This window comes from Variovorax paradoxus (assembly GCF_902712855.1).
Classification (GTDB): Bacteria; Pseudomonadota; Gammaproteobacteria; order Burkholderiales; family Burkholderiaceae_C; genus Variovorax; species Variovorax paradoxus_Q.
The window spans coordinates 360,329-372,573 of the sequence record NZ_LR743508.1; the positions used below are offsets into that span (position 1 = coordinate 360,329).

Sequence of the window (12,245 nt, forward strand, 5' to 3'; positions counted from 1 at the left end):
GCGGAATCAGGGGAAAAAGGATGAAAGGGTTCAGTAGCCGCGGCTCATGTCGACCGCGTTGTGAAGAGGCTGGCCGGCCTCGAGCCGGCGCACGTTGTCCGCCACCTGCTGCGCCACCACGGCGGACGACGCCATGGTCGCCATGTGCGGCGTGACGACCACGCCGGGGGCCTGCCACAGCGGGTCGTCCTGCGGCAGCGGCTCGCTCGCGAACACATCGAGCACCGCGCCGCGCAGCTGGCCGCTGTCGAGCGCCGCGAGCAGGTCGGACGCGACCAGGTGCTCGCCGCGCCCGCAATTGACGACGGCCGCGCCGCGCGGCAGTGCGTCGAAGGTGCGCTTGCCGAGGATGCCGCGCGTGGCGTCGGTGAGCGGCAGCACGCAGACCAGCACGTCGGTCTTGCCGAGAAAGTCGTCGAAGGCCTCGGCGCCGCTGAACATCGCCGCGCCTTCGATGTCGTGCGCGCTGCGCGACCAGCCGTTCACCGCGTAGCCCAGGCCCAGCAGGCTGCGCGCAATGGCGCCGCCCAGCTTGCCGAGCCCCATGAGGCCGACGCGGCAATCGGCGGCCGGCGTCTGCAGCGGGCGTTGCCAGACGCGGTTGCGCTGGTTGGCCATGGCCACGTCGATCCTGCGATGGAAGTGCAGCACGGACCACAGCACGTACTGCACCATGCCGTCGGCCAGTTTGGGGTCGACCACGCGGCACACGGGAAGGCCGCGAAGGTCCTGCCCGGCCACCACGTTGTCCACGCCGGCGGCGATGCTGTGCACCAGCCGCAGCCTCGGCATCTGCGCGTACACGCCGGGCGGCGCGTTCCAGCACATCGCGACCTCGGCCTCGCGAAAGGCCGGGTCGGGCCACACCACCACGTCGAGTTCGGGCGCGGCGGCCTGCACCAGCGGCGCGAAGTACGCGAGATTGGCCGACTGGCTGATGAGTGCAATGCGCGTCATGCCAGCGCCTCCTCGGCCACCTGCGGCTTCTGCCCGGGGATCGCCGACAGCAGCTCGCGGGTGTAGGCGGCAGTGGGCTGCCCGAACACCTGGCGGGCCGTGCCCAGTTCGACCACCTTGCCGCGCTGCATCACCGCGATGCGGTGGCACAGGCGCGCGGCCACGCGCAGGTCGTGCGTGATGAAGACGATGCTCAGGCCGAGCCGCGCGCGGATCTCCTCCAGCAGGTCGAGAATCTGCGCCTGCACCGATACGTCGAGCGCCGATACCGCCTCGTCGGCGATCAGAACCTCGGGCTCCATCATGAGCGCGCGCGCGATCGACAGGCGCTGCCGCTGGCCGCCCGAGAACTCGTGCGGAAAGCGCTGCAGCGCGCTCGCGTCGAGCTGCACCAGCGCGAGCATTCGCAGCATGCGGGCCTCGACCTCGGCGCGGGTCTCGCCGTAGTTCATCGGTCCTTCGGCGAGCGAGCTGCCGATCCTCATGCGCGGGTTGAACGAGCGGAACGGGTCCTGGAAGATCATCTGCACCCGCTTGCAGTGGGCACGCCATTGCGAGCGCGAGAGGTGCGTCACGTCGATGCCGTCGAGCAGCACCTGTCCGCCGGTGGGCGCGGCCATGTGCGCCAGGCAGCGGCCCAGCGTGGTCTTGCCCGAGCCCGACTCGCCCACCACGCCGAGCGTCTCGCCGCGCGCGAGCGAGAGCGAGACGCCGTCGAGCGCATTCACCACGCGGCGGCGCGAGGCGAAGAAGCTCGCGGTCTCGTAGCGCAGGGCAAGGTCCTTCACCTCGAGCACGGTGCCGGCGCCCTTCTCGTGCGCGTCGGCACCGAACTCGCCGCGCGGTACCGCGGCCAGCAGCTTGCGCGTGTACGGCTGCTGCGGGTTGCGCAGCACTTCCCGCGCGGTGCCGCTTTCGACGATGCGGCCGTGCTGCATCACGATCACGCGGTCGGCGATTTCGGCGACCACGTCGAAATCGTGCGTGATGAACAGCACGCCGTTGTCGTGCCTGTCGCGCAGCTCGTTGAGCAGGCGCAGCACCTGTGCCTGCGAGGTCACGTCGAGCGCGGTGGTGGGCTCGTCGGCAATGATCAGCGCGGGCTTCATGGCCAGCGCCATGGCGATCATCACGCGCTGGCGCTGGCCGCCCGAGAGCTGGTGCGGGTAGGCGCTGCGAAGCGTCTCGGGCGACGGCAGCTTCACGTCGACGAGCAAGGCCAGCACGCGCTTCGCCACCTCGGCCGCGCCGAGCGAAGGCTGGTGGAACTCGAAGACCTCGGCGACCTGGTCGCCCACGCGCATCAGCGGGTTCAGCGCGGTCATGGGCTCCTGGAAGATCATCGCCATGCGGTCGCCGCGCAGCGCGCGCAGCCCGGCACGCGAGGTGTGCGTGATGTCCTTGCCTTCGAGCAGGATCTGCCCGCGCTCCAGCGTGAGCACTTCCTCGGGCAGCAGGCCCATCACGGCGCCGGCGGTCACCGACTTGCCCGAGCCGGACTCGCCGACGATGCAGACGATCTCCTTGCGCGCCACGGTGAGGCTGATGTCCTGCGCCGCGTAGATGCGGTCGCTGGTGCCCGGCAGGCGCACGTGCAGGTTGCGCACTTCCAGGATGGGCGCGGAAGGGTTGGGTGTGTGGTCGGGCATCAGTTCCTGCCTTTGCGCGCGAGGCGCGGGTCGAGCCGGTCGCGCAGGGCGTCGCCGAACATGTTGATGGCCAGGATCAGCAGCGCGAGGAACGCGCCGGGAAAGAGAATGATCCAGGGCGCGCGCTGGAAGTACGGCCGGCCCTCGGCAATGATGCTGCCCAGGCTCGGCACCTCGGGCGGAAAGCCCAGGCCCAGGAAGCCCAGCACCGCCTCGGTGAGGATGGCCGCCGCGCACACGAAGGTGGCCTGCACCACGAGCGGGTTGATGGTGCTCGGCAATATGTGCCACACGAGCACGCGCAAGGTCGACGAGCCCATGCCGAACGAGGCTTCCACATAGGGCTCCTCGCGCACCGACAGCACCACGCTGCGCACCAGGCGCGCGATGCGCGGCACCTCGGGAATGGCAATGGCCAGCACCATGGTCGAGATCTGCGCGCCGCCCAGCGCCACCATGGCGATGGCCAGCAGCAGCCCCGGGATGGCCATGACGCCGTCCATGAGCCGCATGATGAAGGCGTCGAGCCGGCGGAAGAAGCCCGCCACGATGCCGAACAGCAGGCCCACCGCCACCGAGCTCACGCTGACCAGCAGGGCCAGCGAGATCGACAGCCGCCCACCGTAGACGATGCGCGAGAACAGGTCGCGCCCGAGCGAGTCGGTGCCGAGCCAGTGCGCGGCCGACGCGCCCTGCAGGCGGTCGCGCGGCGCGATCGCCGCCGGGTCGTGCGAGGCCAGCACCGGCGCGAACACCGACACCGCGATCAGCAGCAGCAACAGGAGCAGCGACACCAGCATCACGCGGTCGTGCAGCAGCACCCGCGCCGCGGCGCGCAGCCGCGAAGGCGCGGGCGCCGGTGAAGAGGGGGAGGAAGGAGGATTCGTCACAGCGGCCGGCATGGTCGTTCCGTGTCAGTAGCGGATGCGGGGGTCGAGCAGCACATAGATCAGGTCGATGGCAAGGTTCACGAACACGTAGATGAAGGAGAAGAACAGGATCGTTCCCTGCACCACGGGGTAGTCGCGCGCGAGCACGGCGTCGACGATGAGGCTGCCCACGCCGGGGATGTTGAAGATGGTCTCGGTGACCACCACGCCGCTGATCAGCGTGGTGACGGCCACGCCGACCACCGTGACGATGGGCGCGGCCGCGTTGCGCAGCGCATGGCGGAACAGCACGTAGCGCTCGGGCGCGCCCTTGGCGCGCGCGGTGCGCACGAAGTCCTCGCCCAGCACGTCGAGCATGCTGGCGCGCGTGATGCGCGTGATGAGCGCGACGAACACCGTGGCCAGCGTGAGGCTCGGCAGCACGAGCCGGTACAGGAAGCCGCCGACGCCGTCGGCCAGCGGCGCGTAGCCCTGCACCGGGAACCAGTTGAGCGTGACCGAGAACACCAGGATCAGCAGGTAGCCCACCACGAAGGCGGGCACCGAGAAGGCGAGCACGGTCAGCGCCATGGTCGCGCGGTCGAACGCGCGGCGATGCCACCACGCCGACAGCACGCCCAGCGGAATGGCCAGCAGCACCGTGAGCAGCAGCGAGGTGAGCGCGAGCGCCGCCGTGGGGCCGATGCGCGCGCCGATGAGCGCGGACACCGGCTTCTTCGACACGATCGAGGTGCCGAGGTCGCCCTGCGCCATAGCGCCCATGGCCAGTGCGTACTGCGTGGGCAGCGGCCTGTCGAGGCCGAGGTTGGTGCGGATCTGCGCGATGGTTTCCTCGCTGGCCATGTCGCCGGCGATGACCCGTGCCGGGTCGCCGGGCGCCATGCGCAGCAGCAGGAACACCACCGTGGCCACGATCAGCACCACCGGCACGGCGGCGAGCAGGCGCTTGAAGACGAGGCTCAGCACGTCACTTGCTCGACCAGAACAGGGGCAGCTGCGCGTCCACCAGCTTGCCCATCTTCGCGTCGAAGGCCTTGTACTCGATGATTTCACCCAGCGGCACGTAGAACACCTGGTCGTAGGCGCGCTTCTGGATGGCCTGCGCGATCTGCGCGCGCTTGGCCGCGTCGGTCTCGCTGGCGAACTGGTCGCGCAGGCCTTCCATGGTGTCGTCCTTGGTCCAGCCGGGGTAGCCCGCTTCGCCGCGGCCGTCGAGGTTCGGATTGACCACCGGGTTGATCAGGTCGAGCACCACGATGCTCGACTGGAAGATGCTCCAGCCACCCTTGTCGACCGGGTCCTTCTTGGTGCGGCGCGCCAGCAGCGTGGTGAAGTCCATGGCCTGCATGTCGACGTTCATGCCGATGCTGCGCAGCGCCTGCGCGGTGATGGGCGCGATGTTGACCAGGCTGCGCACGTCGGTCGAGTGCAGCACCACCACCTTCTCGCCCTTGTAGCCGCTCTCCTTGAGCATCTGCTTCGCCTTGGCGAGGTCGGGCTTGTGGATCTGCGTGGCGCCTTCGTCCGACTTGTAGGGCGACGAGCAGGTGAGCACCGCGCCGCACACGCGGTAGCGCTTGGGATCGCCGATGGAAGCGTCGAGGTAGTCGAGCTGGTAGAGCGCGGCCATGGCGGCGCGGCGCACCTTCACGTTGTCGAACGGCGGCTGCATCCAGTTCATGCGCAGCGTGTACATGTTGGTCTCGCGGCTCTTGGGGGCCGTCATGACGCCCTTCGCGCCGTCGAGCTGCGAGAGCAGGTCGGGCGCGACGTTCTCGATGAAGTCGATCTCGCCGTTGCGCATCGCGTTCACTGCCGTCTGGCCGTCGGCGATGTTCACCACCTCGAGGCGGTCGATGTTCACGACCTTGCCGCCGGCGAAGTTGCTCGCCGGCTCGTTGCGCGGCACGTAGTCGGCGAACTTCACGTAGGTGGCCTTCACGCCGGGCTGGAAGTCGCCCTGCACGAACTTGTACGGGCCCGAGCCGACCATCTCGGTGATGGCCTCGTTCGGCGAGGTGGCGGCCAGCCGCTTGGGCATGATGAAAGGCACCGGCGAGCCGGGCTTGGCCAGCGAGTCGAGCACCAGGCCGTAGGGCTTCTTCAGCTGCAGCGTGAAGGTGTTCGCATCGACCGCGGCCATCTTCTCGGTGACGGCCATCAGGCGCGTGCCGAGCGCGTCGCGCGCGGCCCAGCGCTGCAGCGAGGCGATCACGTCGTCCGAGGTGACGGGCGAGCCGTCGTGGAACTTCAGGCCGGGGCGCAGCGTGAAGGTGTAGGTGAGCTTGTCAGGCGACAGCTTGAAGGTGTTGACCATCTGCGGCTGCGGCTTGCCTTCGCTGTCCAGCGAGAAAAGCGTGTCGAACACCAGGTAGCCGTGGTTGCGGGTGATGTAGGCGTTGGTGAAGATGGGGTCGAGCACGCGCAGCGGCGCATGCATGACGACCTTCACGGTCACGTCGTCCTTGACGTCCTTGGCGAAGGACGGCACGGCCGGCAAGGCCATGGCCGCGCACAGGGCGATCGCTGCGAGAAACAGGTTCTTCTTCATGTGGTTCCTTGGGGTGTCGAGGTGAATGAATCGGGAGGTGAAGGGTTCAGCCGCGCGCGGCCGGGCGCACCGAAGCCCACGGCGCCGCGCGCTCGAGCTGGGCGGACAGCGCCAGCACCTGGTCTTCGCGGCCGAAGTGCCCGATGAGCTGCGTGCCGATGGGCACGCCCTCGGCGGTGCGGTTCATCGGCAGCGTCGCTGCCGGCTGGCCGGAGGCGTTGATGACGGCCAGGAAGGTGGCGTAGCGCGACACCTTGGTGCGGAAGTCCCAGAAGCCGCCGGTGAGCGCGAGTTCGCCGAGCATCACGGGCAGTTGCGTGAGCGTGGTGCTGATCGCGATGTCGCAGCCGCGCATGGCGGCCTCGAAGGCGCGGCCGATGGCATGGAAGCGCTGGATGGCTTCCACGTACTGGGTGGCGGCAATGCCCTTGCCCACCGCGTAGCCGTCGCGAATGACCTCTTCGATGTCGTCGGCCGCGAGCGCCCTGCCCCGCAGCTTCACGCGCGTGTCGACCGCCAGCACGATGTTCGAGGCCAGCACGGTGCCGTGTGCGCGCACGAAGGCTTCGTAGTCGATGTCGGGCAGCGGCACCTCGACGATCTCGTGGCCCAGGTCGCGGCACAGCGCCACGGTGCGGTCGACGGCCGCCAGGCATTCGGGCGCGATGGCGATGCCGTTCCACGCCTGTCGCCACACGCCGATGCGCAGCGGACGCTCGGGCGCGCGGCCGATCAGCTCCAGATAGCTGCCGGCCTTGGGCGGCGCGCCGTAGGGCGCACCCGGCTCGTAGCCGCTGATGGCGTCCATGGCGGCAGCGGTGTCGCGCACCGTGCGCGTCAATACGCCGTCGACGGCCATGCCACCCCAGCCCTCGTTGCGGAAGGGGCCCATAGGCACGCGGCCGCGCGAGGGCTTCAGGCCGTACACCCCGCAGCAGGCGGCCGGCAGGCGGATCGAGCCGCCGCCGTCGCTGCCGTGCGCCACCGGCACGATGCCCGCGGCCACGGCCACGGCCGCGCCGCCGCTCGAACCGCCGACCGAACGGCTGCGGTCCCACGGGTTGAAGGTGGGTCCGCCGTTGCGCACCGCCTCGGTCGAAGGACCCATGCAGAGCTCGGAGACGGTCGAGCGCGCGAAGGAAATCAGCCCGGCCTGCTCGAAGCGGCCGGTCAGCGTGGCGTCGACGGTGTAGGTGGTGTCGTCGAGCAGCCGCGAGCCGATGCTCGACGGAAAGCGCGTCGACGCGAGGCCCGAGTCCTTCAGCAGGAACGGAATGCCGCGGAACACGCCGCGCGGCTGCCAGTCGCGCGCCAGCGCCAGCGATTCGTCGCAGCGCTCGTAGGTCAGGGCGTTGAGATCGGCGTTGCGGCGTGCGGCGTCGATGGCGCAGGCCATCAGCGCTTGCGACGTGGTTTCGCCATCGGCCAGCAACTGGGCCATGGCCACACCGTCGAGCTTGTCGTAATCGTTCGGCTCGATGCTGCTCATGCTCGGCTCTCGTTGTTTGAGTATTGCATTGCGATCTTTAAATATTGCATTCAGATATATTCCCATTTTTGTTCGGGCGGAGCAATGCGAACTTCATCAGTAGAAACCCGTCGTCGTGCGGCTTCATTCTGGTGCATCATCCGCGATAAGTATCTTTTAGCGATACATGAAAATTGCCATTCGATTTATTTAAGCAAGCTTCGTGCGCAGATGCGCGCGAAGCACTTCTTCTTTTCCGCGGCACCGCCGCGACCTTTTCGGGACGATCGCCTTGAACCCCTCTTCCTCCTCCTCACTTCGCATACCCGGCACGCCATTCCTCCATGCCCCCGGCCCGACGCGGCTTCCGGCCCAGGTGGTCAACGCCATGGGCATCCAGCCGCTCGAACTCGGCGACCCTGCGCTCGACACCCTCATCGCCGATTGCGAGAACGGCCTGCGGCGCGTGTTCGGCGCGCGGCATTCCGATGTCTTCATGTATGCGGCCAACGGCCATGGGGCCTGGGAGGCCACCGTGTGCAACCTGGTGGCGCCGGGCGGGTGCGTGGTGGTCGCCGGCAGCGGCACCTTCTCGGAAGCCTGGGCGCTGCATGCCGAAGGGCTGGGCGTGCGCGTGCTGCGCACCGCCTGCGAGGTGGGCCGCGCGGCCGACGCCGGCGCGGTGGAAGCGCTGCTGCGTGCCGACACCGCACACGAGATCGCCGCGGTGTTCGCGGTGCACACCGACACCGGCAGCGGCGTGACCAGCGACATGCAGGCCTTCCGCGACGCGATCGACGCCGCATCGCATCCCGCGCTGCTCGTGGTCGACGTGGTGGCCTCGCTGGCGGCGGCGCCGTTCGACATGGATGCATTGCGCGTGGACGTGGCCATCGGCGCTTCGCAGAAGGCGCTGATGGTGCCGCCGGGCCTGAGCTTCGTGGCCGTGAACGAGAAGGCCATGCGCGTCGCCGAAGCCAACACGACGCCGCGCGTCTACTGGGACTGGCTGCGCCGCAGGAGCGACCTGAGCTACCGCAAGTTCTGCGGCACGCCGCCGCAAAGCCTGCTGATGGGCCTGAAGGCGGCGCTCGACCTGGTGTTCGAAGAAGGGCTTGCGCAGGTCATCGCACGCCACCGCCGTCTTGCCGCTGCGGTGCAGGCCGCGGTGGAGGGCTGGAGCGAGCGCGGCGACGTGGCCTTCCATGTGCGCGATGCGAAGTCGCGCTCGGTCTCAGTCACCACCATCGCGGTGCGCGAAGGCATCGACCCCGAAGCGTTGCGCACGCTGGCGCGCGAGCGCTTCCAGGTGGGCATCGCGGGCGGTCTCGGCAACCTCGCGGGCCGGATCTTCCGCATCGGCCACCTCGGCGACCTCAACGCGCCGATGGTGCTCGGCTGCCTGGCGGGCATGGAGGCTGCGATGAGCGCCAGCGGCATCGCCTACGGCCCTGGCGTGGAACGCGCGGTGCGCGTGCTCTCGGCGCCGGCCGGCGAGAACGTGCAATGAGCGGCCCGCTGCAAGGCATCCGCGTGATCGACCTGACCTCGGTCGCGATGGGTCCGTACGCCACGCAGATCATGGGCGACATGGGCGCCGACGTGATCAAGATCGAGCCGAAGGACGGCGACGTGTTCCGCCACGTCGCGCCGGCGCGGCACCCGGGCATGGGGGCGCCCTTCTTGAACCTCAACCGCAACAAGCGCAGCGTGGTGCTCGACCTGAAGTCGCCGGCCGACGCCGAGCGGCTGCGCGGCCTGGTGCGACATGCCGACGTGTTCGTGTCGAACGTGCGGCCGAAGTCGATGGCGCGCCTCGGCCTCGACGACGCCACGCTGCGTCCGCTCAACCCCCGCCTCGTCTATTGCGCAGCGGTCGGCTTCTCCGAAAAGGGCCGCTATGCGGGCCGGCCTGCGTTCGACGACATCATCCAGGCCATGAGCGGCCTCGCAGCCGTGCAGGCCCATCCGGACACCGGCCACCCCGCCTACGTGAACACCATCGTGGCCGACAAGACCGCAGGCCTCACGGTGGCCTATGCGGTGGCGATGGCGCTGTACGAGCGCGAGCGCTCGGGCCTCGGGCAGGCCATCGAGGTGCCGATGTTCGAGACTCTCGCCGCCTTCACCCTGGTCGAGCACCTCGCCGGCCACACGTTCGAGCCGCCCGAGGGACCGATGGGCTACGAACGCCTGCTCTCGAGCGCAAGGCGTCCCTACCGCACGCAGGACGGCTTCATCGCGCTGCTGCCCTACACCACCGCGCAGTGGCAACGCTTCTTCCGGCTCGCGGGCCGGCCCGAGGTGGCCGAAGACCCGCGATACATGGAACCGGCGCAACGCAGCCGCAACATCCATGCGCTCTACGGCATGCTCGCCGACCTGGTGCGTCAGCGCACCACCGCGCAGTGGCTCGCCCTGCTGGCCGATGCCGACATCCCGCATTCCGAGGTGCTGTCGATGGAAGCCGTGGTGGCCGACCCGCACCTGCGAGAGAGCGGGCTGGTGCAGCCGCATGCGCATCCGACCGAAGGCGCGCTGCGGATGCTGGGCATACCGACCGGCTTCTCGCGCACCCCCGGCAGCATCCGCGCGCCCGCGCCGGCGCTGGGACAGCACAGCCTCGACGACATCGCGAGGGAATGGGCGCAGGGCGAGCAAAGCTAGAGCGCCAGCTGCAGCGGCCCCTGGGCCGGCATCGCGCAGCAGATCAGCGCCTCGCCGGCCTCCACCGTGAACGACGGCTTCGTCGCATAGGTCACCTCGCCCTCGAGCACACGCGTCCTGCAGCTGCCGCAACTTCCGCCCCGGCAGCCGAACGAAGGCGACAGGCCGCGCGCCTCCGCCACCTCGAGCAGCGAGCCGTCGCCGGGGTTCCAGCGCCCTTCCTTGCCCGACTCGGTGAACACGACGCGCACCGACTCGGTCGCCACGGGCGCCAGCGCGACCTCTGCGGCCTCACCGGTACCGGCACCGGCCGAACGCTGGAGCGACGAAGGGCCGAAGGCCTCGGCATGGATGCGCCCGTCGGCAACGTTCAGTTCGCGCAGGCCATCGTAGGTCGCCTGCATGAAAGCCTGAGGACCGCAGAGATAGAAATCGTGGTCGCCGAACGGCAGCGTGGCCTTGAGCAGCTCGATGTCGATGCGGCCTTCCTTGTCGTAGTCGCGGCCGATCTCCGCCGTGCCGGGCTGGCTGAGCGTGCGCACCCACCGCACGCCGCCGTTGCCGGCCTCGACCAGCGAGGCGATCTCCTTGTCGAACGGGCGCTCCGCGAGGGTGCGCGCCGACTGGAACAGCCAGATCGGCCGCAAGATCCGTGTGCGCTTTCCCTCATGCACCAGGTGACGCAGCATGGCCAGCATCGGCGTGATGCCGATGCCCGCGGCAAGCAGCACCACCGGCCGACGCTGCGAGGCGTCCACCGTGAAGCTGCCGGCCGGTGCCCGCACCTCGAGCATGTCTCCCTCGGCCAGGGTGTGCAGGTGCTGCGAGGCCTTGCCGTCCTTCTTCACGCTGATGCGGTACTCGCCGTCCGACGGTGCCAGCGACAGCGTGTAGGTGCGGGTCAGCGCCTCCACGCTGTCGGGCAGCGTCATGCGGACCGGCAGGTGCTGGCCCGCGAGCGGCGGAATCGTCGCGACGCCGTCGTCGGGCGACAGGTAGAGCGAGCGCACCGAACTGCTCTCTTCCACCGTGCGCGTCACCCGGAAAGGCCGCCAGCGCTGTGCCAGCGCCTTCGCCGCGAGGCGCCGTTCGGCGTCGTCCCAGCTGCCGGTCATGAGCAGGTTGGGCGCCCAGCCGTCGGGCGTCATGCGCCAGCGCAGCGGCAGCCCGTCGGGGCGATGCACCACGCGGCGCGGCTTGAATGTCCACAGCCGCTCCGCGCCTTCGAAGGCCGCGATCTCCGGCGAATCGAGGATGACCTTCGCCTCGCCGGTCATCTGCAGCATGTCGCCCGTCTCCGAGTCGATGAACAGCATGCCCGCCTTCGGGTTGAGCAGGAAATTGCCCAGCGTCATGAAGAACAGGTTGCCCGAGAAATCGGGAATGGTCAGCACGCCGTCGCTGCCGATGCGCACGAAGCCCGGCTTGCCGCCGCGGTGCGACACGTCGACCTGCCGCGTGCCGTCCTCGCCATCCACGTACGACGCCACATAGAAGGTGTCGGCCCGCTCGATCAGTTCGCGTGCCCGCGCGTCGAGCGCATCGAGCTCGATCGCAGGCACGCTCGAAGGCAGGGCCGGTTCGCGTGCGAACGAGAAGTTCCGGTTCTGGATGTAGCGCGGGCAGTTGCCGAAGCTCTGCACCACGCCGATGTCGAACGCACCGTCGCCGCTGCGGCTCAGGTTGCCGTTCATCCGGTTGCGCCGGCGCGTCATCAGGTCGATGCCGAGCACGCCGATCGCGTCGCCGTCCTCCATGCCGCGCTCGGCCGGGTCGGCCGCATCGCGCGGCGTGCCGACGCTGAGCGTCGCCGGGTCGGGCGACTGCAGGAACCCCGGTTCGCCCGCGCGCACCGTGGCCCACGCATCGCCCTGCGGGTCGACCGCGCCGAGCACGATGAAGTGCAGCAGCGGGTAGAACGTGCGGTGCTGGTCGAGCAGGAACTTCCTGACGTACATGCGCCCCGGCTTGTCCATGACGCGCACCACGCCGATGCTTTCCTGGATGGCGAGCTCGCCGGCGTGCCAGGGCGAATCCGCGGTGTCGTTGGACAGGGTGTTCAT

The 12,245-nt window shown here is 69.3% G+C and carries 9 protein-coding genes; 2 read left to right on the forward strand and 7 right to left on the reverse strand.

Annotated features, from left to right (window positions below):
* Window positions 1–30: 30 nt before the first annotated feature.
* Genes AACL56_RS28105 through AACL56_RS28130 form a run of 6 tightly spaced genes read right to left on the reverse strand, consistent with a single transcriptional unit; the run spans window position 31 to window position 7,536 of the window.
* Window positions 31–957, reverse strand: a complete 927-nt coding sequence (locus AACL56_RS28105) for a 2-hydroxyacid dehydrogenase (protein WP_339093275.1) — start codon at window positions 955–957, stop codon at window positions 31–33.
* Window positions 954–2,606, reverse strand: a complete 1,653-nt coding sequence (locus AACL56_RS28110; RefSeq protein WP_339093276.1) for an ABC transporter ATP-binding protein — start codon at window positions 2,604–2,606, stop codon at window positions 954–956. The genes AACL56_RS28105 and AACL56_RS28110 overlap by 4 nt, the downstream gene beginning before the upstream one ends.
* Window positions 2,606–3,508, reverse strand: a complete 903-nt coding sequence (locus tag AACL56_RS28115) for an ABC transporter permease (RefSeq protein ID WP_339093277.1) — start codon at window positions 3,506–3,508, stop codon at window positions 2,606–2,608. The genes AACL56_RS28110 and AACL56_RS28115 overlap by 1 nt, the downstream gene beginning before the upstream one ends.
* 12 nt (window positions 3,509–3,520) lie before the next feature.
* Window positions 3,521–4,462: an ABC transporter permease gene (locus AACL56_RS28120; RefSeq protein WP_339093278.1), complete on the reverse strand. Its 942-nt coding sequence runs from the start codon at window positions 4,460–4,462 to the stop codon at window positions 3,521–3,523.
* Between the two features lies 1 nt (window position 4,463).
* On the reverse strand, window positions 4,464–6,047 hold the full coding sequence (locus AACL56_RS28125) for an ABC transporter substrate-binding protein (protein ID WP_339093279.1): 1,584 nt from the start codon (window positions 6,045–6,047) through the stop codon (window positions 4,464–4,466).
* A gap of 46 nt (window positions 6,048–6,093) precedes the next feature.
* Window positions 6,094–7,536 (reverse strand): amidase, encoded by a 1,443-nt coding sequence (locus AACL56_RS28130; protein WP_339093280.1) that lies wholly within the window; start codon window positions 7,534–7,536, stop codon window positions 6,094–6,096.
* 271 nt (window positions 7,537–7,807) lie between these two features.
* Here AACL56_RS28130 and AACL56_RS28135 point away from each other — a divergent pair, with 271 nt between their 5' ends.
* Complete coding sequence (locus AACL56_RS28135; protein ID WP_339093281.1) at window positions 7,808–9,025, forward strand: pyridoxal-phosphate-dependent aminotransferase family protein; 1,218 nt, start codon at window positions 7,808–7,810, stop codon at window positions 9,023–9,025.
* A complete protein-coding gene (locus tag AACL56_RS28140; protein ID WP_339093282.1) occupies window positions 9,022–10,182 on the forward strand; it encodes a CaiB/BaiF CoA transferase family protein in 1,161 nt (386 codons plus the stop codon). Before AACL56_RS28135 ends, AACL56_RS28140 begins: the two co-directional genes overlap by 4 nt.
* Here the strand turns inward: AACL56_RS28140 and AACL56_RS28145 are convergent.
* Window positions 10,179–12,245, reverse strand: a complete 2,067-nt coding sequence (locus tag AACL56_RS28145; protein WP_339093283.1) for a pyridoxamine 5'-phosphate oxidase family protein — start codon at window positions 12,243–12,245, stop codon at window positions 10,179–10,181. The two genes, AACL56_RS28140 and AACL56_RS28145, sit on opposite strands and share 4 nt — an antisense overlap.